This is a genomic window from Vibrio sp. 10N.222.47.A9, assembly GCF_963872585.1.
Taxonomy (GTDB): Bacteria; Pseudomonadota; Gammaproteobacteria; order Enterobacterales; family Vibrionaceae; genus Vibrio; species Vibrio splendidus.
On the sequence record NZ_CAWNBB010000025.1, the window covers coordinates 1 to 23208 of the forward strand.

Genomic DNA, 23208 nt, shown 5'->3' on the forward strand with positions numbered 1-23208 from the left:
TGCGCCGTTTAGCCGAGTTAGGCGGTGTGCGCCTACATGATTTACGCCACACGTACGCCAGTATTGCAATTCAATCCAACATTAATCTGACGGTGCTTAGTCGCTTACTGGGTCACGCGGATGTAGAAACGACGCTGAAATATGCCCACTTAAGCAGTCTGGATGCTTGTAAAGCGGCCTCTCATATATCAGCGACTTTGGCTAAGGGGATGCGCTCATGAGCTATATCAGACTCACTCAGAAAAAGATTAAGGATTTATTGCCCCAACCCAAAACTTATGTTGTTTGGGATACAAAGCAATATGGGTTTGGGGTGCGAGTAGGCAAAGACGCTTCCCGTTTTTATGTCATGAAGACAGGCGGTGGCAATAAGATTATAGCGCCTGTCGATAGCCTATCTCTTCGTCAGGCTCGTCAAAAAACGTTAAGCCTGATGCAGGGTAATGATAAGAGTAGGGCAATCGGGGCGATGCGTTTTGATGCATTGGTACAGGGTGAATGGTTACAAAAAGTGTGCTCAACATGGAAAACCAGCTCACAGGGAGGGGCAAGAGGGGCATTAAATAAACACTTATTACCAGAGTTTGGGCATTACCCCGTCACTCGTATTGATTCGTGTCATGTGCAGCGTTGGTTTGATGAGTTAAGCCAAGGCTATGCTGGAGCGGCTAATCGCACTCTTGATGTGCTGCGTTCCATTTTTAAATATGCTGAGAGACAAGGGTATTGCTTAAAAAATCCTTGCGATGGTATCAAGCAGAACCGAAAAAAGAAGTTGAATCGCTTTTTAAGTCTGGATGAATTATCGCGACTTGAAGGGGCTTTACGAACGGTTAGTCAGCAGGGAGAAATTGAGGCGTGTTGCTGTCAGGTCATAAAGCTGGTGCTTTTGACGGGGTGTCGGATTTCAGAGGTGACGGGATTGCAATGGTCCTTTATCAAAGGAGATGAATGGCATTTGCCAGACAGTAAAACGGGGGCGAAAGTGGTTTATGTGGGTAAAGATGCTCGAAAACTCCTTTCGGAAATAGGGAAACAGTTTTTTGACTCTAATGGTCATGATGTTTTTTCACCTCTTCGCTGTTATGTGAGTCGGCCTACTAAGGTTGGGATGGTATGGCAAAGAGTACGGGTGTTAGCCGATATTGCAGATGTACGTATTCATGACTTACGTCATACTTTTGCCAGTTATGCGGTGCTGGAAGGTTATCCGCTCCCGATGGTCGCTAAGCTCCTTGGTCATAAACGTATCTCTTCAACACTTCGTTATATGCATGTCAGTGAGCACCATGTGACAGAGGCAGTAGATACTCTGGGGGCGGTAATAACGGGAATATTAGTCGAGCCTAAAGAAGTACAGCCCAGAAAACGAAAACGTACCACAAAGGCATTGAAGGCAGACAAACCTAACCCCGAACCAAAGGCAATAAAAGGGAAATTCAACATCTTGCCAGAATTAACGGATGAGCAGATAAGTGATATTAGAGCTGAGTTGGATTTTTTGAGTTGGTAGTTATCTTGAATCCCTATAAAGCCACTTTTTGGGAGTGGCTTATCCTATTATTGCCCATTATTATATTCGGCTATCAACATGCGCGTTCGTAGACAACTGGAATTTACCCAACCCCTGCTCATGTGACGATAACAAGACTCATGCAGTAAAAATGACTTTTTATATTGGTAAGGTCGCTTCGGGACAAAAGTGCCTTAGCAAAATCACACTTTCCATTGAATTTGCATTTATTTAAGCCATGCAAAGTACGCTTTTTCGAAAATAAGGAAGAAGAGCTAAGGGGGGTAGTATAAAATCTCCTGAAGATATCAAGAGAGCTAGTAACAGCATGGATAATTTTCAAAACCTTATTGATTACAGCACCGTCGATGACCTGAAGTTTCGTATCAAGTCATTACCCTTTTCTTGTGCTATCCCCAGTCGCAAAGCAGAAGTTGCAAGTGTACTCTTTAATGCATTGATGAACCCAGACAACCTACAGCTAATTTGGAACCACCTCTCAGAGGTTCAGAAGCTTGCTTTGCAAGAGGCCGTTCACAATCAAGCAGGTTATATGGACGGTTTCGTATTCTGGTCAAAATATCAAAAAGAACCACCTAGTACAGAAGACTGGTCGTTGTATCGAAGTCGAGATAAAGATAACGGTGACAAAGCTTTATCTCCGTTCTTTTATCCTGACCGCCGTTACGGATCTTCACGCAGAATACCTAATGACCTATTAGCTTTTTTGAAACCTCATGTTCCATTGCCACCACATTTCTCTGTGCCAACGGCAATTGTCGATGGTGACGAGATTGAAACGTCAGAAACCCCACAATACACGGAAGCGGAGCTTAACGTTCTTCTTAACACTATTAAGGTTAAGAAGTTAAAAGTCAGTCCGAAAACTGGGCTGCCTTCTAAAACATTGCTCAACCAACTGTGCAACCAACTCAATGAACCGTATCAAAAGGTAACATCACTTGATGACGAATCAGCGAAAAGTATAAAGGCTTTTGGTTGGATTCAAATTCTAAGAGCTGCTCTATGGTTCAAAGAGACAAAGGGCGAATTGCAAATCAACCTAAAAAAAGCCGCTCTTCAACAACGACATTGTGACGTCATTAAACAGCTTTTCTTGGACTGGAAAGATCGAAGCAAATTTGACGAGTTCTCACGTATCAATCAGATTAAAGGGCAAAAAGGAAAAGGTCAGAAATATTTTACCAATGTTCTGAGCCGCAGGGATGCTTGTATAGAAACATTGCGATCTTGCCCACCTGAAGAATGGGTCTCTTTTGATGACTATCTGAGATTAATGGCGGTTGAGGGGCAATTCTTTAATATTACGTTTGAACCCTATAGCTTGTATATTGGTGATTCCACGTATGGCCGCATTCATGACGGTACCTTTCTTACTAATGCTTACTCTCGCTGTTTAATTATGGAGTATTTCGCGACTCTAGGGATCGTCGACATAGCTTACGTAACGCCGGAGGGCGCTCAAGATAATTACTATGACCGTTGGGGGCAATATGACCTAGATTATTTGTCCATTTATGATGGTTTAAAATATATCAGGCTTACAAAGCTCGGAGCCTATGTGCTTGGAGTGGTTGATACCTACATCGATGTATCCGAATCAACGAAAACATCGATCGCATTATTGCCGAAGTATCGTGTTCAGTTTATGCAGCCACCCACTACAAGTGAGCGAGTATTTCTTACTAATTATGCGGATGAAGCTACCGACCAAGTCTGGCAGCTATGCACAAGCAAGATACTCTCACACCTCGAAAATGGTGGTGACTTAGAAGAAATACAATCTTTCCTATCTGAAAGAGATGAACAACCATATTTCCCGACTCAAATTGAGCACCTCTTCAAAACGTTAGAGAGCAATAAGAATGCAGTACGATTAGAGGGGCGTTTTTTACTTTTGAAATGCGATACCGAGTCGATAGCAAAGAACATAGCGTCAGCACCTAAATTACAGAAATTGTGCCAACGCGTAGGAAAAGACCAGTTAATTATCCCAGAGGGCAAAGAATCGTTGTTTAGACAATTAGTTCATGAACTTGCCTATGCTATGCCCATACAGTCATAGTTTTCAATGTAAGGGCAAAGTTTTTTGCCCTGTAAGCGATCATTTTAGAGGTGAATTACTCAATTTCATTCACACCTGATGTTGAAGAACTAGCAGTGGTTTTCTTTTTTCGTTGAAATAGCGTTGGTTCGTCCGCGGTCTTTCGCTACGGGACAGGAGCGAGTTAGATTCATGAGTTGTGAACTGCAACGTTACTTTAAGCTACTTCGAACGTTTCAACTTTTGTTCTTTCTGCGTTTGTTTGAGTCAGTTCCCCATGACTGCCAATGCTGCTTACCAATAGCTTGTGCACTATATCCTCGGGTAACCTTTAGACCTAAGGCTGTATTAATTGCCCAAAGCTGGTAATCAGTTGAACCATTGTTCTTAGAAGACATCATCATTCGAGTAAAAGATTGCTTTGCCGCAACCAGTTTTTTGTTAGCGTGCTCCTCTGGAGAGTCGAAAGAACTTAATACACTGCCGCGCCATGCATCTATTATGTGGTGCTTTTCAATAGCTTCGTAAAGTGGGGCTAAATCTATATTCTTCATAGTTGTTTTTTACTCAGCGAATGACTTCGCCTTATACATCAACATGATGCATTTTAACTTTGAAAACAATATGTCGCTTAATAAGGCATCTAAACTTTCTGGATCGTAAATTCGCCAAAACTGAAAAGTTGCTCTACTTTCTCAGTATCGTTAAAATGCGGTTTTATAAACTTGAAAGCCTGAGCTTTCGTCGTAGCCAATGCGGTAATTTGCAGCTTTTCCGTTGGTTAGGTTCGCCTCAACTTCAGTTAGACCAACCCCTAATGCGCATAAATTGCCTTCTGGCTGCGCTCCTAGTATGTATATGTCTGGCTTTAAGAACATTTCAAATTTTTCTTTAGGACTTAATTTAACTATTGGCTTTCCATCCAAATAAACTGTGAAGTCACAAGCAGATCCTCTAAACCCGCTATCCCGCTTTACGACTGTTTTTACTGCATTAAGGAAGTCCTGTCTAATGCTCATAGGTGCCAATATCTTTGATTCTTCAACGGGAATTGACTCAGCGTTAGTCAGTGGTTGACTAACACAGCCAGATAAAAGGCTAATAGATATTACAGATAATATGAATGCTCTTTTCTTCATTGGTCATCCTTTACAGTGTAAGACAAGGTGTTGTTTGAAATCCTTTCTTAGTTCCAGTCTTTCGTTTTTTCGAGTTGTCAGAGGTTTCTTGGTAACCCGTATCTGACATAGAGTTCACACTAATGATGTATTTGGTTGCACTAACATACTCTTTTTTGGAGAGAAATATGACTTTTTTACCAAAAAATCAATTTGTTAGGGGGCAAAAGCTACTTAGTGCTGCAAACGTTTAAAAAACGAACTCAGTCACATTTTTATGTATGTGCTTAGTTGTATATTTACTTTGGTTCGGGTCTAGAGCCTGAGCTACACTGCGAAGTCTAATTAAATATATGGAGAGCAATGATGGCTACAACAGGAGAAAAACCGGGTAAAGGTAGTTATACCTGTAAGAAATGCGGTCAACAAGTCGACTTAGATGATCATGATGATACTTTACCACCATGCCCTAAGTGTGCTCACACTGAGTATTACAAAGGATAACGTCTTATTAATTGAAAGCCTGTCTCAATCAGTAACGTATAATAATGTTTGACTCTGATTGGGACAGAGTGTCTTAGTCTGCGTATTTCGGTGCTTGCGAGCACCTGTTTCTAGCACTCAGGGACAGAAGCAAGTTAGCGGAGCTGTCTTTATCACACCTTAGTGACAAGAATTGGACAATGTTACTTGATATAACCCATTAAACACTCACCTGCTTTATATTCTGAATAATGCGTGGCCATTTGTTGTTTTTCTTCTTTTCCTTGAACAATTGGGTATTCAAATACGTCCCCAATAATAATTTTACCTCTAGTGTACTCATCAACATTTTTTGTGGCTCCTTTTAGGGTTTCTTCCATCGTGTTGTATTCCATTCCCATTTGTCGAAAAGTCATGAAATACTGTGCTGTTTTACCGACTTCACGACAGTTGTCTGCGATTGATTTTCCATCGTTTATCGCATCCTGAGAAAAAGACGGGTGACTAAAGGTTATCAAGAATACAACCAAGCTCCGCATGAGAATTTTGTCCATATAGCCAATACCTTATTAATGATTGTTCATTATGCCAGATGATGGAAGAGCCGCTGGTGAATATAGTATTGCAGTACCACGTTTGGGGACAAAAGCGAGTTAACTGGTAGAGTAACTCGCAAGCAGATCTGTTGTGATTAATCAAACAGCCAATAATTTGTCAGTTTTTGGAGCTACAAGTTGGTTTTTTCCCTTGGCTAAAGCAGCATTGACTCGGACTTTTGCGCCAACAGGGTGAAGATCTCGTTCTTTCTGAGAACACTGAACATACAGTCCTTCAAATTGCCCATCGATACACTTTACACGTTTCTTTGAGCGCTCCCAGACAATCTCACATAATACCATCGAGCGCTCAGATGAAGAGTTTCTGTGTTGATCGCTAGTATCTTTACGAGCATATAGAGTGCAAGTTCCATATTCTTTATTGATAGATTGGAAACCAGAAAGATCGTGTGACTTTTTATCCTCTCTGACCGCATTTAGCGAGGCATCATAGTAGGCCATGGCTGCTGATTTAATAGCCTTAGCCTCTGCCTGAGTCTTTGCTACTGCAATAATATATGTCTTATTTGGAAAATTCCGCATAACCTTTTTTAGGTTACTGTTGCAGCCTCGATCATTATGTTCTTTCCATGCACTATGGTAGTGAGAAAAGTAGCGAGTTACGAAATCATTACTCATTCCTACGTAGAAGCCATCCATTCCAAAATCGAAACCATATATTGTATAATCAGCAGCTTCGACTTGGGTTCGAGTCAAGCCATTTAAAAGTACAACATCTACACTGTTTGCAGCAGCCATTAGTAACTCCGTAGTTAATTTTCCTGCTGTTTACCCATACCTGCATATCGTTCAATATGGCTTCTCAAAATGAAGGTATGGTTGCTAGAAACTATATTTAAATTGTTAAATCTTTGTGTGGGTTATTTAAAAAATACGATCCCAAGGTAGGTTAGGCATTGAGGAACCCTCTGAAATCCTTAGCGCATCTTCAATCTCGACACCAAGGTATTCAATCGTGCTTTCTAACTTAGCATGACCAAGAAGTAACTGAATAGCCCTAAGATTCTTAGTCTTAGCGTAGATCAAAGAAGCTTTGGTTTTGCGCAGTGAATGCGTGCCGTATTGCGTTTTATCTAGCCCGATATCAGTAACCTAACGGTTAACCATGGTGGTGTAGTAATGGTAAGAGATAGGTTGTCCTTCACGGCGTGGACTTGGAAACAGGTAGTCTTTTGGTGATAATGAGTTTTGAATGATCCACTGCGACAATGTTTGCTGAGTCTTGGGGGTGATCTCGAAGTGTACTTCTTACTGGGTCTTCTGCTGTTTAACGATGGTTCTCGACATTACGCAGCCACTGCGACTGACATCTTGGACTTTCAAATGACGTAAATCACAAGATCTCAACTTGCAGTCGATGGCAAGATTAAACAATGCTAACTCAAACAAGCGCTCTTCCAATTCAAGTCGAATACGGATGCGCCAAATGTCTTCTAGCTTGAAGGCTTTCTTCTGACCTACACGCTTTCCTTTATTCCAAGCTTCCATAATGTGCTCCTTACTTCATAAAAATGCTCTTTAAGTAAGGCAGAAATCAAAGACAATGCTGCATCCAATGGTATGATTGACAGAATATTTCTATAACAAGAAAACTTCTAATGAATCAAACAGAACAACAGTATTTGAAAGAGCTTGAAGGCAAGCTTTGGAACGCAGCAGACAAGCTACGCTCAACGCTAGACGCCGCGCAGTACAAACATGCAGTGTTGGGTCTAATCTTCGTTAAATACGTTTCTGATGCGTTTAAGCTACGTCAGGATGAGATCAAAGCTGACATCGCTAACCCTGAGCATGAATACTACTTAGACCCTGCTGACTTCTCGGAAGAAGAACTAGCAAAAGAGATTGCTATTGAACTGGAACAGCGTGATTTCTACACAGAGAAAAACGTGTTCTGGCTACCTACTGAGTCTCGTTGGCAGTTCCTGCAAGATAACGGCCCATTGGTTATTGGCGGTGCTGAACTGGATATTAATGGTAAGCCTAAGAAGATCACTTCTGTTGGTCACCTCATTGATAATGCCCTTGAAGGCATTGAGCGCGATAACCCGAAATTGAAGGGCGTACTGAACAAGTCATACTCTTCACTGAAAATTGACCAAGCTAAGCTGAATGAGCTTATCAACCTGATTGCGACCATTCCGTTTGTTCATGCTGATCTAAACAGTAAAGACATCTTAGGTCACGTATACGAATACATGCTTGGTCAGTTCGCACTGGCGGAAGGTAAAAAAGGGGGGCAGTTCTACACGCCAGCGTCAATCGTAACGCTGATTGTGGAGATGATTGAACCGTTTGAAGGTCGTGTATATGACCCAGCAATGGGTTCTGGCGGTTTCTTCGTACAATCAGAGAAGTTCATTGAGCGTCATGCAAATGAGAAGAAGGTTGATGCTCTTACTCAGAAGCAGAAGATCTCAATTTATGGTCAGGAATATAACCATACAACGTGGCAACTAGCAGCTATGAACATGGCGATCCGTGGTCTTGATTATGACTTCGGTAAAGAGCCTGCAAGTACCTACACCAACGTGCAGCACCCAGATCTTCGTGCTGATTTCATCATGGCAAACCCGCCATTCAACATGAAAGAGTGGAACACGGGTGTTGATGATAATGATCCTCGCTTCAAATACGGGCAACCGCCAGCAGGTAACGCTAACTTCGCATGGATGCAGCACATGCTTCATCACCTAGCACCTGAAGGCTCTCAGGCGCTTCTGTTGGCAAATGGCTCTATGAGTTCTACAGCTAACACTGAAGGTGATATTCGTCGAACTCTTGTTGAGAATGATCTCATTGAATGTATGGTTGCGCTTCCCGGTCAACTTTTCACTAATACTCAAATTCCAGCCTGTGTTTGGTTTTTAACTAAAAATAAAAACCCTCGCGTTGATAAAGCGGGTCGTAAGCTACGTGGCCGTAAAGGCGAAGTGTTATTTATCGATGCGCGTAACCTTGGTTTTATGAAAGACCGTGTACTTCGTGACTTTAGTTTTGATGACATAAAGAAAGTAGCTGACTTATTCCATGCTTGGAAAACAGGTGAAGAAGTCCATGGTATGGCTTATGAAGATCAAGCTGGCTTCTGTAAATCAGCGACGCTAGAAGAAATTACTAAGCATGACTTTGTTCTCACTCCGGGACGTTATGTCGGCGCTGCTGAAGAAGAAGATGATGGCGTCCCTTTCGCTGAAAAAATGATGATTTTGACTTCTAAGTTGAGTGAACAGTTTGCACAGTCGGCGACGCTAGAAGCCGAAATTAAGAGAAACCTAGCGGGGCTGGGTTATGAACTTTGATGTTAAATACCAACCCTTAAACGAAATCGCTGATGTTATTGACTCCTTGCATAAAACACCCAAGTATTCTGATACTGGAATTCCAATGGTTAGGTGTGTAGATCTTAATTATGGAATTTTAAAACTTGATGGTACTCGTAGGGTCTCAGAAGAAGTCTATAAAGAGTATTCAAAAAAATATTCACCTAAAAAAGATGACATCATTATTACAAGGGTTGGCGCTAATTTTGGTGATACGTCCTATGTGGGGGCTGTTGATTTCTGCTTAGGTCAGAATACAGCAGCAATAATACCTCATATCAATAAACGATATATTTACTATGTTTTAAATTCAAAATATGGTCGCCAAAAAATGAGTGAGGCTGTAGCAGGTGCTGCTCAGCCTACTTTGAGTCTAAAAGCTATTCGAAATATGGAGATTCCAAGGTTAGATGGGCACATGGAAAATAAAGTGTCAGAAGTCCTTGGGAATCTAGATGATAAAATTGATCTTAACTCTGAAACAAACAAAATCCTAGAACAGGTGGCACAAGCTATCTTTAAGTCATGGTTTGTCGACTTCGAGCCAGTCAAAGCCAAAATGAATGGTGAGCAACCTGAAGGAATAGATGCTGCCACTGCCTCGCTATTCCCAGAAAAGCTAGTTAGCGAAACAGGCCTACCTGAAGGCTGGATACAGTCTGAGATCGGTGATGAAGTAACAGTTGTCGGAGGTGGAACTCCATCTAAAAAGATTGATGATTTTTGGGTAGATGGTGATATTCATTGGACGTCACCAAAAGACCTTTCTGGTGTCCAAGATAAAGTGTTACTTGATACGGCGAGCAAAGTTACTGAAGCTGGTTTGAGAAAAATTAGTTCAGGGCTACTTCCTATAGATACGGTTTTGTTATCTTCTCGTGCACCAGTTGGCTATCTTGCACTAGCTAAAGTACCGATGGCGATTAACCAAGGTTATATTGCGATGAAGTGCGAGAAACAGTTACCACCGGAGTTTGTTCTACAGTGGTGTGTTCATCGTATGGATGAGATTAAACAACGCGCTAGTGGTAGCACTTTCGCCGAAATCAGTAAGAAGAGCTTCAAGCCTATCTCTGTTGTCGTGCCGACTGACGAAGTGCTAAGTGCGTATCAAAAATTGGTGAAACCTCTCTACGATGCTATCACCTCAAATGCACGCCAAAATGAACAGCTTTCTACTCTTCGCGATACGTTGCTTCCGAAACTATTGTCTGGTGAGATAAAATTAGAGGAAGAAAACAACTTAACAGGAGCTTTAGCATGAACCTTGAGTTAACTACATCAATGGTAGCAAGACAGAATATTTTAAATAATAAATTCGCTCTGTCTCAGCTTGAAGAGCACTTAGATTTAGCAGGTTTAGTGTTAGAAGGTGAAATTGTTTTCACTAAAGCTCATGTTGCGGGTTTACTCGCCATTGATGAAAGAACTGTTGAAAGATATTTGGCTAAAGATGACGGCGAACTTAAAGCAAATGGCTATCAAGTAATTAAGGGGAAAACTTTAAAAAACATGAAGTTATGTTATGCGGGTGACAGCAATGTCGGTCGCATGATTGACCCTAAAGCGTCGAGTTTAGGCTTGTTTGATTTTAAAGCTTTTCTTAACTTAACAATGCTGGTCACAGAAAGCGAACGAGCAAGGGCGATACGTAGTCGAATCTTGGATATTGTTATTGATGTCATTGCTCAAAAAGCAGGTGGACAGACTAAGTATGTCAACCAAAGAGATCAGGATTACTTGCCGTCTTCTTTTCAAGAAGAAAGCTATAGAAAACAATTTACTAATGCGCTAAGAGATTATCTGGAAATGGGTAATCACAAGTACGCGATTTATACGGACAAAATTTATCAAGTTGTGTTTTTAGGAAATGCGGCTGAGTATAAACAAGTTTTGAAATTAGCAGACAAAGATAAGACGCGCGACACTATGTATAGTGAAGTTCTTAATGTTATTGCCAGTTTTGAACATGGCCTTGCAGAGGAACTGGAGCAAAAATTTCAAGCCACAGGTCGAAAGTTATTGCCCGTAGAGCTTGACGCAATCATTGAGAAAGCGAGTAAAACTCCTTACCTGAAGCCTCAAATCGAAGATGCGAGAACCAAAATGGCGAGCAGAGATCTGGGGTTCCGTTCTGCTTTACACCAACGCTTAGAGCACTATGTGCAATCAGTGCCTCAAAGCGACTTTGAGAAGTTTCTTGGCGAAAAAAGCCGTTCTCTCGAAGAGCAGTTGAAAGATACAAGAACGCTAGATGTGCTTAAACGCTTGAAGGATCGCTAATGACGTTACCTTTGTTTTATTTTGATGTTGAGCATGCAGTTATAACTCATGATTGGATAATAGATAACAGTGGTGGTTTATCTGGCACTAAAAATACCGGTCAGCTAGAGAGTGTGCTTGAACATATTCAAAACGACTTGTACTACCCAAGCCTTGAGGAAAAGCTGACTCATCTCGTTTTCTCAATAAATAAATTTCATGCATTCAACGACGGCAATAAGCGTTCTAGCTTAGTTCTAGGTGCTTACTTTCTTGAGCTGAATGGCTATGACTATTGCCTCAAGAAATTTGTATTAGAAATGGAAAACATTGTCGTGTGGGTTGCTGAAAACAAAATAGAGAAAGAGCTGTTACAAGAGATCATTACTTCAATCATTATGGAGGATGACTATTCAGAAGCATTGAAGCTCAAGATCGTCACTGCTACAGAGGAAAATCACCATGAATGATGTTTCTCCTAAATTGCTTTCCGGCGAAATCGAGTTAGACAAAGTGTTAGACGTTTAAAATAAGGACATTAAGACGTGTTTAAAATTGATAAGGAATCCAACCGAATTTCAAGAATAGAAACTAAACGTTTTAGTGATCTTGGTTTTCGAGAACGTGATCACCTGCAAGAATGGCTAGCGAACCAACCAGACGCTTTAGGTGAAGAGCTACTTATCATTCAAAAAGAATTCGATGGGTTTGATGATACGAGAGAGCGCCTTGATCTATTAGCTATGGATAAAGACGGGAACCTTATCATTATAGAAAACAAGCTTGATGATACTGGTCGTGATGTCATGTGGCAGGCTCTTAAATATGCGTCTTATTGTTCTAATCTAACCAAGTCACAAATTGTCGATATTTATCAGGGCTATCTAATTAAGTATTGCGGTGGTGGTGATGCAAAATCTCAATTATGTGAATTTCTAGATGCTCCTGATTTGAGTGAAGTCGTTCTTAACTCTGGTATGAATCAACGCTTGATGTTAGTTGCAGCCAACTTTAGAAAAGAAGTAACAAGTACGGCATTGTGGTTATTGAATCACGGCATTCAGGTTCAATGCTTTAAAGTGACGCCTTATTCAATGGCTGAAGATCTTTTTCTTAACGTTGAGCAGATCATTCCGACTCCTGAAGCTAAGGAATTGATGATTGGAATGAATGCCAAAGAAGCTGAAGAAAAGAACACAGAAGCAGAACTTAAGAATCGACACCGAATCCGAATGGCCTTTTGGGAGAGAGCATTAGAATCCATGAAGGGTAGCCAATGCGATTTGTTCAACAATATCAATCCAAGCAAAGATCACTGGCTAAGTGCTGGCTCTGGTGTTCGTTCTTGTCCGTTTACCTTGATCTTTGGTGTTAGAGAGGTTCGAGTTCAGCTTGAAATGACTCGTACTGGAGGTTTGGAAAATAAGTTCTTGTTTGACCGGCTACTAGAACAGATAAATCCAATCGAATCCTCTTTTGGTCAACCTTTGGAGTGGTTGCGGTTAGATGATAAAAAAGCATCTAGAGTTCAGCTACGAAAAGAGTTTGATGGGTACGATCGAGAACAATGGCAAGAGATGATTGACTGGCTAGTCGAGCACATGATCTTACTCGAAAAAGCGTTTAAATCTCCACTTCAAGTGGCAAGTGATAAATTAAAAAATACTACTTTTGAGGGTGGAGCCGAGGCATGATCACTGAAGACCAGTTAGAACAAGAATGTATTAGATGGTTCACCGACCAAGGTTATCTCTATAAGAATGGCTATGACATTGCCCCTGATGGTGACGCTCCAGAGCGTGACGATTACCACCAAGTGGTATTAAAACAAAGGCTATTAAATCAATTAGCAATCATCAATCCAGAGCTTCCGATAGAGGCACTGAATGATGTGGTTAACACGGTATCTTCCCCCGATACGCCAATTCTTATTAAAAACAACCGCGCCTTCCACAAGTTGGTGATTGAAGGGGTGCCTGTCGAATACACGGCTGTTGAAGACGGCGAATCGAAGACAAAGCATACTCACGCTCAGTTAATGGATTTTACGACGCCTGATAACAATGAATTCCTAGTTGTTAATCAGTTCACAATTACTGGCACCAAGGGCAATCGCCGCCCTGATGTTGTGGTGTTTATTAACGGCCTACCCATCTCTGTTATTGAGTTGAAAAATCCAGCCGATGAACATGCCGACATTTGGAATGCCTTTAATCAACTTCAAACCTACAAAGATGAAATTTCAGATCTGTTTATTTTCAATGAAGCGTTGATTGTTAGCGATGGCTGGACGGCTCGTGTTGGTTCATTAACGGCTAATAAAGAACGATTCTTACCTTGGAAAACCGTTGCTACAGAGGATGATAGACCGTTATTGGAGTTTCAATTAGAAACCATAGTTCGTGGCTTTTTCAAGCAAGATCTACTCCTCGATTATATTCGTTACTTTGTACTATTCGAAACCGACAACGACAAAATCATCAAGAAAATTGCAGGTTATCACCAGTTCCACGCAGTGAGAGCGGCTGTTGAGGCGACGGTTCGTGCCGCCAATACCTTTGGTAACTTCCTTGAGAGCACTATCCCTGCACTAGAAAAGATTAAGCAAGGCAGTGGTAAGGCTGGGGTTGTTTGGCATACTCAAGGTAGTGGCAAAAGCATCTCTATGGTTTGCTACGCGAGTAAACTGTTACAGCAAGCCTCAATGAATAACCCAACGATCGTGGTGGTGACGGATAGAAATGATCTCGATGGTCAGCTTTACAACACCTTTGGGATGGCACAAGAGACGTTAAAGCAAATACCTCAGCAAGCGGATGATCGTGACGCGTTACGTGAACTGCTTTTAAATCGCCAATCTGGCGGTATTATCTTCACGACGATTCAAAAGTTTGCTTTATTAGATGAAGAGACAGAGCACCCTCGACTGTCTGAGCGAAGTAATATCGTGGTCGTTTCTGATGAGGCGCACCGAAGCCAGTATGGCAATAAGTCCAAGATGGTGGAAGTGAAGGACAAAAATGGCACTGTAACGGGTCACAAGTATGTTTATGGCTATTCCAAGTATATGCGTGACGCATTGCCTAATGCTTCATTCATTGGCTTTACAGGGACACCTATCGCAATGGATGACAAAGACACGCGTGGTGTTTTTGGTGAGTATGTCTCTATCTATGATATTCAAGATGCCGTTGATGATGGTGCCACTGTGCCTATCTATTACGAATCGCGCCTTGCTAAGCTTGATATTAACCAAGATGAAATCGAGCAACTTAACGATAAAGTTGAAGATGAAATCGGTGAAGATGAAGAAACAGCAGATCGCGAAAAAGTAAAATCAGAATGGGCAACATTAGAAAAGTTGGTAGGCGCTGAGCCTCGCATTGAACAAGTTGCAAAAGATCTGGTTGAGCACTTCACCACTCGAACGTCGACATTTCCCGGTAAGGCGATGATTGTTTCGATGAGTCGAGAAATCTGTGTCGATCTCTACAAGGCTATTGTTGCAATTAAACCAGAATGGCATCACCCAGATACATGTAAAGGTGCAATCAAGATTGTGATGACTGGCTCTGCATCAGACAAAGAAAAGATGCAGCCTCACATCCACGATAAGAAAACCAAAAAGCTGTTCGAGAAGCGTTACAAAGGTACTGATGATGAACTTCAGCTCGTTATCGTTCGAGACATGTGGCTAACAGGATTCGATGCACCTTGTTGTCATACCATGTATATCGATAAGCCAATGAAAGGGCATAACCTGATGCAGGCTATTGCTCGTGTTAACCGAGTATTCAAAGATAAACCCGGTGGTTTGGTTGTCGATTATATCGGTATCGCTAATGAACTTAAAAACGCACTAAAAACCTATACCAACAGCCAAGGTAAGGGCCAACCAACTGTCGATACAGCAGAAGCGTTTTCAGTATTGATGGAGAAAGTTGATATCATCAGAGGGATGTTCGCAACGCCCGTTGATACAAAGGTATTCAATTACCGTCCAGACTTTGAAACGGATGCATTGCGCTTGCTCCCGGAAGCAGTGAACCATTTGTCAGGGGTGTCTCACACTGATGCTAATGGCAAACAAGTAAGAGATGGTAAGAGGCGCTTTCTTGATGTAATGGCAGCGTTAACTAAGGCATATTCATTATGTAATACCATGGATGAAACTCAAGGTTATAAGAACGAAATTGCTTTTTACTCTGCGATTAAGACGGCTTTCATCAAGTATTCAACGGTAGACAAAAAGCGCACCGATGAAGAACGCAACACAGCGTTAAAGCAAATTCTAAATAATGCAGTTATAGCTGATGGCGTTGATGATATTTTCACCATGGTTGGTCTTGATAAGCCAAATATAGGGCTTCTTTCTGAAGAGTTCTTAGAAGATGTTAAGAATATGAAAGAGAAGAACCTCGCGGTAGAGCTGTTAGAAAAGCTACTTCGTGATGAGGTTAAAGCTCGCATGAAGAACGATGTCGTTCAGGAGAAGAAATACTCTGAACGTATTATGTCGACGCTTCAAAAATATCATAACCGCAGCATTGAAACGGCTCAAGTTATCGAAGAGTTGATTCAATGGGCGAAAGAGATGCAAGAAGATGGAGAGTTACTAGACAAGCTCAACCTCTCGGTCGACGAAATAGCTTTCTATCGCGCCTTGGTCGACAACGAATCCTCGGTTAGAGAACTTGGTGATGACAACTTACGTAAGCTTGCTATTGAACTGACTCATCAACTGCGTAAGTCAGCTACGGTTGATTGGCAAAAGAGGGATAGTGTTCGTGCTCGTATGCGTAATCTTGTGCGTCGATTACTGCGTAGATGGAAATACCCGCCTGATGCGGCAGAAGAAGCAATTAAGCTTGTGCTGGAGCAGGCTGAGGTGTTGGCTGACGGTTGGTATGCGGCTTAAGTAGAATAAAGGCAAGGCGTGAGTACCTTGCCTTTTGTGTATTTATTCATTACTGATTTTCATATGTATAGCGGTATTGGTTGGGTCAGAATACATAAAGTAATAAATCGAGGGTTATTTAGACCATCGACTCTAAATGATTTCTGTCCAAAGACGTGTTGTAAACACCGTGATCTGGGTGTCGTGCTCTGGGACAAGATCGCCTTAGTGCTCACTTTTGGGGAGTGGTGTGATTACCGAGGGAGGTTGACGGTCTAAATAGAAATTAGATAGATTTACCGATGATGAATAATGTGTTTAAAGCAAAAAATGATGAGAGGATATTGTACTTCTCAAGCTTTATTGTTGCTGATGTTTTTAGATAGAAGCAGCGTAGCTCCGCTCTTCAATACTACAAAGTACAGACTGGATACCGTTGAAGAGTGGAAGTTCCAATTGAATTTCTTTCAATAGGTAAATTAAGTGCATTTAAGTGAAAAGAGCTTATTAGGAATGGAAAAAGCAAAAAACCAATCTTAACTGAGGTTTTTTAATGAAACTAAGCCAACACCAATGTCCCATTTCATAATTGTCTCCGTAAATACTTATAAATATTGAAGCCGAGAGGAATAGAATGAAGCATTATCATGCGAATGATATGACTAAGCATTATTAATGCAGGCTCTAGCCCAAGATGAATGGCAGCGACAGTCATAGACTCCACACTGCCCGGAACCCACGACATCAAGAGTACTATGAACTCCTTATCAATTAGCTTACTGAATATATATGCAAAAACAACTGTGACTGTAAGACTTAACGTTGTAGCAATAATTCCAGCTCGCGCATAAGAGAAGATATCTACAACGGTTATATCTTTTAGACGAATCCCAATTAATGCCCCTAGAGCGGATGTTGCAATAAAAACAAGCTCTGTCGGGACAAGAAAGTTGTATGACGGTAACTCAGAGTTCACAAACATAGTTGCTAACATCCCAGTCACCATATACGGTGCTGGAGTACCAATTTTATCGAGAAGTAAACCTGAAAAGTAGGCGAGGAAAAGTGGTATAAGTATCCAAAGGTTGTCTAAGGAAATAGCCGGCCCAGGAACTGGTGAGTTGTCCGTTGAGACAAGAAGAGCGGAAGCTATGATTAAGAAAATGAGTCGAACTGTGTGAGTGAAAATTACTTTACTAGAAGGTGAATTGTGATTTTCATTAATGACAAGAACCGCGGCCATCGCTCCCGGGACCGCCCCAAGTAGGCTTTCATATTTTGACCATTTCTCTCGCTTAGAAAGCCAGAGATACGAGGTGAGAACTTGTGCTGACATACAAAGGACGAGTCCCACAAAAAGTAATATCGGATAACCCTTGGAAAGAGTCTGTACAGGGACTATTGAGCCCACTGTAGCACCAAGGATTAACTGTACTCCAGTCAATGTGCTTTTGGGAAGAGCTAGAGTAAACCCTGCTTTTGACGTTAACAAAAGAGCAATCAGGGCACCGAACATTGCACCTAGTGGTATCTCGAAATATGTAAATAAGAGCGAGCCAACCAAAGCTATGAATGAGGCTAGATACATGTTTTGGTTTCCCCTTTTTTCAGCTTGAAAGATGACAATAAAGTGGAGATTTGGTTATTAATCACATCTATGTTATTGACCATGTAAAAATCACCACAAGTTATCTGACCAAGAGCATACAAGCCCATTTGAATTTCACCAGTTTCGGAAAGAACAGAACAAGTTGATGGACAAACATTGATTCCTCCATATTGATTTTCTTTTGCTAGTTTCCGACTTAGCAGGCTATCAAGTACCGGATTACTTCTATCGAGTGAACGTCGTATCCCTGTAGCATTGATGATGAAATCAAAGAAGTACTTTTCTTTATCTGTCTCCACACAATATTGACCATTGTAAAATGATACATTAGTAATTCCCTTGCTGTGCGAGACCTTACCTCTTTCTATAAGCGCCTCAATGGCAGCATGATTTTGCAGGGAGACTGGGACTCGCATATTTGCCCAGCGAGTTTGGAAAGTACCCATTAATCTACTTCTCGAACTGCGGGAGAGGTTTTGCCATAGCCGAGACAAGGAGTAGTTAGCAGCTGTTAGCACACTAGTTACTAGGTCTCCGTTTACAAGGTGCTCGGCGGAGGCTAGCTGAAATATGGTTAGTTCTATTCCCTGATGGCGTAACTCTCTATTAATGAGATTGAGCACTGATTCAAGTGTTATTGTGTCTCTTGAATTGATGAATGCTTCTGTACTTTCAGGTGAGAGGTACTTAAGTTCAATGTCATGATAACGGGTTACAGGTCTAGGTCTATCTGAGGCTCGTGAAAGCATTTTCGCATGAGTCACCTTAGAATAATTAAGCCCTAAAGCTACATCATAAGCGGTAAGTCTACTCCCTAATATTCCTACTCTTCCTGTCAATGAACCCAAGCGATTAATTGGATAAGGATTAGAAAGGTATCTTAGAGTTCCTATAAGCCGGTAAGGGTCAGCCTCCACACTAGTTCCTGTACAGAGAAAGACCGCATCATAAACCTTTTTGTTGTTTTTTGTGACTACGCACCAACCGGATTCAGTCTTACGAATATTTTCAACTTGAAGAGCTATTGTTGTGATTCGGCAACCTAAAGCTCTATAGCGTTCAATATTCTCAAGCAACTTTTCTTTTAAAAAATCACCAAATAAAGAACGTTGTAAGAAGGACTCTGGGGTTATTTCTAGACTATTTGGATACGAAGACATTGCCCAACGAAGAAAGTCATTTTTGTTATTCATGTACATGGCTTTTGCTGGTCTATTCAAAATGTTAGAGCTGATATCTTTCTGATAGGCTAGACCTGTACCAGCTTCATTGGCTCTATCGTACATATCGATGTTAATGCACGAATGATTTGAGGTGAAAATGGTTTCGAGCCTTGAGAAGAGTGAGGTCCCAGTATAACCACTTCCAATAATCGCTAACTTCATGATAATTTTATCTCGTTGCTGGTTTTATAGAGTTGATTTCACTTTCCCATTCGGATTGCTCGTTGAACCATTGATTAAGTGATGACAGGTTTTCTTTGACCTCGTTTTCTGTGTCCCCTTTTATAATGGCGCTCATAATCTCGCCATTGGTGAATGACATCGTTGTATGATTTTGGGAAACAGAACCTGAAAGTTTGTACTTAAGAACATAATCTAAATCACAGGTCTCTGGAGCCGCCAACAAGATGCCTTCTCGGGGCGGAACGAGCAGCTGGCCGACCAATTTTTTATGGGTATCGATTGTTGGGATATCTTGTTTTGAGTTTCTTAGAGCTGATAGATATGACATTCTCAAATTTATTCCCCACGCTTCTTTCAATTCTTCATTGACGAAACAACCTCCGAGACGAGCAGCGATTTCTCCAAGAATAATTTGGCCATCTTTTGTTACAAATACTTCTAGGTGGAACAAAAAAGTTTTCTCAGAAGGCAAAACATCAAATATTAGCCATTCAGTATAGGCTTTGATTTTTTTTGCCAAAGATGAGTTTGGATCAACCATCTGTAATCCAAATACTGCTCCAGACAAAAAATCTAAACAAGAAACCAAGGCTTTACTGGTCGAGATAACAACGGGATTAGCATTAATGATAAGTCCATTAACTTGATAGTGTTCTCCCTGGATGAATTGCTCTACCATTAGATTGAAAAACTTCGTCGTTTTGGCCCTTAACAGATACGCTTTGAGTTGTCCCTCATTGCTTAAAATTTCAACGCCATTAGAACCGCGCCCATCACAAGGCTTTATAACAACAGGGTAACCATATTGTTCTATGAAGATAGCGAGTTCTATTGCGTTATGTACTCGCGACATTGCTGGGATCAAAGCTCCATTGTCTTGAGCAAGTGATTTCATCTTATACTTATCTCTGAAATAGATTATTCTCTGCGAACAGCCCTGCGTTACCCCAAGTTTGTCATTTAATCTAGCAGCTCTCTCAAGATCAATTTCAGCAAGTGCAGCTACTCTAGGGGCCGATAACTTTAAGGCTCTATGATAAACATCAAGTTCGACTAAAGAATTGTTACTAAAGTCTTGATATAAATGGATCTCGATTTCGTTTTGAAAATGGTTTTCTAATTCCTTCTTTTTATTAGCACAAGAATAGATAATGCATCATGGCCAATACTTTTTATCCAAGATTTAACAGAGTGTTGCAGTAATATTTTCGGTGGGGCTAACAAGATGAGTTGCTTCATTTAATTTCCCTTACAGTTGATCGTAAAAATGAACATGTCTCTGTGTGCCTCGCCGGGAAGAAGAGGGACTATTGGAGAAACATAATGGTAAAAATGTTTATCATCAATAATCAGCAGATCACCAATGTTTAGCTGTTTGTTCACAACTATGTCACCCTCACTTAGGACTATTGAGTTACCACCTGCAATATTGCGCTTGTCGATACAAAGGGTACAGACGAAGTCGAACCCATCTTGATGAGGACCTTCAGGTGCGGGAAGGCCGTTATAGTCATCATTAGCAGTGATTCGAATTTGATGAACGCCAATGTGTGCCTCATTCTTAGATAGATATTTCATCAATATTGGGATAATTATTTTTTCACTAAAAATTTTTGCTTGACTGCTTATGCTTTTAAATTTTCTTTTTATACCTCCAGCATATGAATTAATAAATTGAGCCTGATGAAATACTGGAGGAGAGTCGACCCAATGGAACTGTCCATTAATGAATTTACAGATCGAGTAACGTCGCTTTCTAAATATCGCCACTGTCTGTAAATAGGGGTCGTCTACTAAGCACTCAAACGTTTCTTTGAGCGATAAGTAATTAGGGGAAGATTCGATAATATTAGCTATATTCCATTGGTAGAACTCTTTGTTTTTGGGGTTGCTATGAGGTATTTTTATTTCTTCGATGAACGCCATTTAAATACACCTTGTATCTAAAAAATTAATCTATAATTTGTGCTTCTATTTAAATATCAGGTAAGAACCCTTCATCGTACTGTAAATCTGATTGGATTTTAAAGGAATTAAATTAATATAATTAATTTTTAGGGAGGTGTGTTCATCACATCAAAGCCAATAAAAGATCAAAACTGCCGCTCGCGGTCAAGATAGTGTCGTTTTTTACTGATAAATGAATGCTGGATAACACTATTTTAATTATTAAATTGGGGGCGGAATGACGGATACAATATCGCCTTTCTAAAGTCAGATTTCACTGTTATTTCGTTTTACGAATGGCCCTGAATTCCTAAACGGTGTTGTGATTTTTTAGTAGTGTGATCCATTTTTCACCCCAACCCCTTTTAATATGGGCAACTTTACCTAATAATATAAAGTCTTAGAGAAAGCACAAATTATGTAATCGTTTAACAAGGTGGCCCTGTCTCCCTTAATCTCAACCCACACACCACGGCGCATTGATTTCAATGCGAATGGTTGTCTGTTAAGGATATAAAGACAATAAAAACAAAAAGTTATATTTAATGATAAAGGGGGAGTAGAGTGTAAAAAATTTTCAAAATCTCAACTAATTAGCCGCTGAAATCGTATTTAAAAATATGTTAAATGTATTTAATATCCATTTAACCCATGCATGGTAAGGTTTACAGGCTATTTGATTTGAAAGTGAGTGTATTTGTATTTGATTTCAATTTAGCCCTTTTCTGGCTTTGTTTGTGAGCGATTGTTAGGTTGTGATAATATGGTATCGTATTTAAATGTACATTAAATCGTATTAACCAAATTTGGTGGGAGAAAATCTAAAAATGGCGAGAAGCACAGTATTACAAGCCACAATCAAGGGGCCGCTAGAGCAAGATTTTCGCAAGTTTAAAAAGAGAGAAGGTTTAACTGATGCTGATGCGATTCGTCAGCTTTTGACATTGGCATTGCGTATTAAACTGAATGACAGTGACGATGAAAGGCCGTCGAACCGTGAGTTGATGGAAGAAACGTATCGTAGAGTTAGGCAGGTACAAGGCGTGCTAAATTTAAATTTGGCGCATAGCTTTGATGGGGAGGGGTATTATAAGAATAAAGCGGATTCGATTGAGCAAAGAAAATCCAACACCGCTTTGGTTGATAAAAGCGTCGATGAATATCTTGAAGGCGAAAAAAAAGGGTAGCCATTGGCTACCCTTTTATTATCGCTCTAACTCTCTGTCGATTTCTCTGTCTTCCCACTGACTCTCTTTCTCTGAGTGATTAAATTCCATTTCTTGTTGAGGTGAATATTCTTTTGGCTCAAAGTGGTCGAGTGATTGGCTGTCGGTTTCTTTTTTCTCATTATAGTTGAGGGTGTCTAATTCGCTCTCTTGATGAGAAGTGTGCGTCTCATTTAATTCAAGGTTATGTGCGCTGTTATCTCGCTCTAATTTGTTAATGCACGATTTAATGTCCTCTTTAAGATTATCGTCTGACATGAATTGAATGTCTCGTCCATTAAAGTTCTCGACGATTTTCTCAATGTTGTTCGGGTTTAAATCGTGGTTGCCGTGATTTAATACAATAATGATGTTCTGTCTCAGTTCATCGGTGGAGATGTTTTGAATGTCGTTCTTATGATTGACATTGATAATGTCAATCTGCCCTTGGGTTTGGTCTCGAATTAAAAACGAGTGTTCAATTGAGGTACTGATGATGGTGGTGTTTAAATTCTCTCCTTGATGGAATTGGGTTAATTGTTTGGACTTTGTGCCTAGGGTTCTTGGATTAATGTCTAGGGAGGTGTCTTTATTGCCTTGAGTGTCTAAATAGGTCACTTCAATGGCTTTGGTTTCACCTTCTTTATTGTGGATGTTGGTTAACATCGCAGGATGAAGAGATCTATCTTCGGATGAATAGACCGCTGGGTGGAACTTAACCTGGTTATTTTCAATGTTATTGAGGCTTTGTTGCGTAATTAAA

Annotated in this window: 20 protein-coding genes and 1 pseudogene; 11 read left to right on the plus strand and 10 right to left on the minus strand. The window is 40.7% G+C overall.

Annotated elements, in window-relative coordinates:
• The 3 genes from AACT19_RS06660 to AACT19_RS06670 form a co-directional block, all read left to right on the plus strand.
• The coding region (locus AACT19_RS06660; protein ID WP_165689840.1) for a tyrosine-type recombinase/integrase at positions 1-221 on the plus strand (221 nt) is incomplete at its 5' end.
• Positions 218-1513 carry a site-specific integrase gene (locus tag AACT19_RS06665; RefSeq protein ID WP_076645791.1) on the plus strand — a complete coding sequence of 432 codons (1296 nt, stop codon included), beginning with the start codon at positions 218-220 and terminating at the stop codon, positions 1511-1513. The genes AACT19_RS06660 and AACT19_RS06665, both read left to right, overlap by 4 nt.
• 328 nt (positions 1514-1841) lie before the next feature.
• Positions 1842-3599, plus strand: a complete 1758-nt coding sequence (locus tag AACT19_RS06670; RefSeq protein WP_048613855.1) for a hypothetical protein — start codon at positions 1842-1844, stop codon at positions 3597-3599.
• 215 nt (positions 3600-3814) lie between these two features.
• On the opposite strand, the gene AACT19_RS06675 is transcribed toward AACT19_RS06670, so the two are convergent.
• Both AACT19_RS06675 and AACT19_RS06680 read right to left on the minus strand, forming a co-directional pair.
• Positions 3815-4132 (minus strand): hypothetical protein, encoded by a 318-nt coding sequence (locus AACT19_RS06675; RefSeq protein WP_016788347.1) that lies wholly within the window; start codon positions 4130-4132, stop codon positions 3815-3817.
• Positions 4133-4282: 150 nt separating this feature from the next.
• Positions 4283-4717 carry a hypothetical protein gene (locus AACT19_RS06680; RefSeq protein WP_016788348.1) on the minus strand — a complete coding sequence of 145 codons (435 nt, stop codon included), beginning with the start codon at positions 4715-4717 and terminating at the stop codon, positions 4283-4285.
• Between the two features lie 345 nt (positions 4718-5062).
• Between AACT19_RS06680 and AACT19_RS25510 the strand changes: the two genes are divergently transcribed.
• Entirely contained in the window at positions 5063-5200 is a 138-nt protein-coding gene (locus tag AACT19_RS25510; RefSeq protein ID WP_016788349.1) for a zinc ribbon-containing protein, read from the plus strand.
• A 182-nt stretch (positions 5201-5382) separates the two neighbouring features.
• Here AACT19_RS25510 and AACT19_RS06685 read toward each other — a convergent pair whose 3' ends face one another.
• The 3 genes and pseudogenes from AACT19_RS06685 to AACT19_RS06695 form a co-directional block, all read right to left on the minus strand.
• Entirely contained in the window at positions 5383-5733 is a 351-nt protein-coding gene (locus AACT19_RS06685) for a hypothetical protein (RefSeq protein WP_076645793.1), read from the minus strand.
• A 141-nt stretch (positions 5734-5874) separates the two neighbouring features.
• The gene (locus AACT19_RS06690) at positions 5875-6534 is read right to left on the minus strand and encodes a hypothetical protein (protein WP_076645795.1); all 660 of its coding nucleotides are present in this window, start codon (positions 6532-6534) and stop codon (positions 5875-5877) included.
• Between the two features lie 126 nt (positions 6535-6660).
• Positions 6661-7284 (minus strand): annotated as a pseudogene (locus AACT19_RS06695) (tyrosine-type recombinase/integrase).
• A gap of 110 nt (positions 7285-7394) precedes the next feature.
• Here AACT19_RS06695 and AACT19_RS06700 point away from each other — a divergent pair.
• The 6 genes from AACT19_RS06700 (at position 7395) to AACT19_RS06725 (ending at position 16299) form a co-directional block, all read left to right on the plus strand.
• Entirely contained in the window at positions 7395-9098 is a 1704-nt protein-coding gene (locus AACT19_RS06700; protein ID WP_076645797.1) for a type I restriction-modification system subunit M, read from the plus strand.
• The gene (locus AACT19_RS06705; RefSeq protein ID WP_076645799.1) at positions 9088-10383 is read left to right on the plus strand and encodes a restriction endonuclease subunit S; all 1296 of its coding nucleotides are present in this window, start codon (positions 9088-9090) and stop codon (positions 10381-10383) included. The genes AACT19_RS06700 and AACT19_RS06705 overlap by 11 nt, the downstream gene beginning before the upstream one ends.
• Positions 10380-11402 carry a DNA-binding protein gene (locus AACT19_RS06710; RefSeq protein ID WP_076645801.1) on the plus strand — a complete coding sequence of 341 codons (1023 nt, stop codon included), beginning with the start codon at positions 10380-10382 and terminating at the stop codon, positions 11400-11402. Before AACT19_RS06705 ends, AACT19_RS06710 begins: the two co-directional genes overlap by 4 nt.
• Entirely contained in the window at positions 11402-11851 is a 450-nt protein-coding gene (locus AACT19_RS06715) for a type II toxin-antitoxin system death-on-curing family toxin (protein WP_016792314.1), read from the plus strand. The genes AACT19_RS06710 and AACT19_RS06715 overlap by 1 nt, the downstream gene beginning before the upstream one ends.
• Positions 11852-11926: 75 nt before the next feature.
• Positions 11927-13075: a DUF4268 domain-containing protein gene (locus AACT19_RS06720; protein WP_076645803.1), complete on the plus strand. Its 1149-nt coding sequence runs from the start codon at positions 11927-11929 to the stop codon at positions 13073-13075.
• Positions 13072-16299 (plus strand): type I restriction endonuclease subunit R, encoded by a 3228-nt coding sequence (locus AACT19_RS06725; RefSeq protein WP_076645805.1) that lies wholly within the window; start codon positions 13072-13074, stop codon positions 16297-16299. Before AACT19_RS06720 ends, AACT19_RS06725 begins: the two co-directional genes overlap by 4 nt.
• 562 nt (positions 16300-16861) lie before the next feature.
• Here AACT19_RS06725 and AACT19_RS06730 read toward each other — a convergent pair.
• From AACT19_RS06730 to AACT19_RS06745, 4 genes are all read right to left on the minus strand, one after another.
• The gene (locus AACT19_RS06730; RefSeq protein ID WP_076645807.1) at positions 16862-17866 is read right to left on the minus strand and encodes an AbrB family transcriptional regulator; all 1005 of its coding nucleotides are present in this window, start codon (positions 17864-17866) and stop codon (positions 16862-16864) included.
• A complete protein-coding gene (locus AACT19_RS06735) occupies positions 17857-19272 on the minus strand; it encodes an FAD/NAD(P)-binding protein (protein WP_076645809.1) in 1416 nt (471 codons plus the stop codon). The genes AACT19_RS06730 and AACT19_RS06735 overlap by 10 nt, the downstream gene beginning before the upstream one ends.
• Before the next feature lie 7 nt (positions 19273-19279).
• A complete protein-coding gene (locus tag AACT19_RS06740) occupies positions 19280-20188 on the minus strand; it encodes an ATP-grasp domain-containing protein (protein WP_083717869.1) in 909 nt (302 codons plus the stop codon).
• Between the two features lie 344 nt (positions 20189-20532).
• Positions 20533-21219, minus strand: a complete 687-nt coding sequence (locus AACT19_RS06745; RefSeq protein WP_076645811.1) for a 2OG-Fe dioxygenase family protein — start codon at positions 21217-21219, stop codon at positions 20533-20535.
• An 848-nt stretch (positions 21220-22067) separates the two neighbouring features.
• Here AACT19_RS06745 and AACT19_RS06750 point away from each other — a divergent pair.
• On the plus strand, positions 22068-22427 hold the full coding sequence (locus AACT19_RS06750) for a hypothetical protein (RefSeq protein WP_017083844.1): 360 nt from the start codon (positions 22068-22070) through the stop codon (positions 22425-22427).
• Between the two features lie 18 nt (positions 22428-22445).
• Here AACT19_RS06750 and AACT19_RS06755 read toward each other — a convergent pair.
• On the minus strand, positions 22446-23208 hold a 763-nt coding region (locus AACT19_RS06755), incomplete at its 5' end, for a DUF7146 domain-containing protein (RefSeq protein WP_207551955.1).

What these genes read in the sequence shown, in the direction of transcription:
- AACT19_RS06665 (WP_076645791.1), top strand. Translation starts at nt 218, where the DNA reads ATGAGCTATATCAGACTCACTCAGAAAAAGATTAAGGATTTATTGCCC.
- AACT19_RS06670 (WP_048613855.1), top strand. Translation starts at nt 1,842, where the DNA reads ATGGATAATTTTCAAAACCTTATTGATTACAGCACCGTCGATGACCTG.
- AACT19_RS06675 (WP_016788347.1), bottom strand. Translation starts at nt 4,132, where the DNA reads ATGAAGAATATAGATTTAGCCCCACTTTACGAAGCTATTGAAAAGCAC.
- AACT19_RS06680 (WP_016788348.1), bottom strand. Translation starts at nt 4,717, where the DNA reads ATGAAGAAAAGAGCATTCATATTATCTGTAATATCTATTAGCCTTTTA.
- AACT19_RS25510 (WP_016788349.1), top strand. Translation starts at nt 5,063, where the DNA reads ATGGCTACAACAGGAGAAAAACCGGGTAAAGGTAGTTATACCTGTAAG.
- AACT19_RS06685 (WP_076645793.1), bottom strand. Translation starts at nt 5,733, where the DNA reads ATGGACAAAATTCTCATGCGGAGCTTGGTTGTATTCTTGATAACCTTT.
- AACT19_RS06690 (WP_076645795.1), bottom strand. Translation starts at nt 6,534, where the DNA reads ATGGCTGCTGCAAACAGTGTAGATGTTGTACTTTTAAATGGCTTGACT.
- AACT19_RS06700 (WP_076645797.1), top strand. Translation starts at nt 7,395, where the DNA reads ATGAATCAAACAGAACAACAGTATTTGAAAGAGCTTGAAGGCAAGCTT.
- AACT19_RS06705 (WP_076645799.1), top strand. Translation starts at nt 9,088, where the DNA reads ATGAACTTTGATGTTAAATACCAACCCTTAAACGAAATCGCTGATGTT.
- AACT19_RS06710 (WP_076645801.1), top strand. Translation starts at nt 10,380, where the DNA reads ATGAACCTTGAGTTAACTACATCAATGGTAGCAAGACAGAATATTTTA.
- AACT19_RS06715 (WP_016792314.1), top strand. Translation starts at nt 11,402, where the DNA reads ATGACGTTACCTTTGTTTTATTTTGATGTTGAGCATGCAGTTATAACT.
- AACT19_RS06725 (WP_076645805.1), top strand. Translation starts at nt 13,072, where the DNA reads ATGATCACTGAAGACCAGTTAGAACAAGAATGTATTAGATGGTTCACC.
- AACT19_RS06730 (WP_076645807.1), bottom strand. Translation starts at nt 17,866, where the DNA reads ATGTATCTAGCCTCATTCATAGCTTTGGTTGGCTCGCTCTTATTTACA.
- AACT19_RS06735 (WP_076645809.1), bottom strand. Translation starts at nt 19,272, where the DNA reads ATGAAGTTAGCGATTATTGGAAGTGGTTATACTGGGACCTCACTCTTC.
- AACT19_RS06740 (WP_083717869.1), bottom strand. Translation starts at nt 20,188, where the DNA reads ATGAAATCACTTGCTCAAGACAATGGAGCTTTGATCCCAGCAATGTCG.
- AACT19_RS06745 (WP_076645811.1), bottom strand. Translation starts at nt 21,219, where the DNA reads ATGGCGTTCATCGAAGAAATAAAAATACCTCATAGCAACCCCAAAAAC.
- AACT19_RS06750 (WP_017083844.1), top strand. Translation starts at nt 22,068, where the DNA reads ATGGCGAGAAGCACAGTATTACAAGCCACAATCAAGGGGCCGCTAGAG.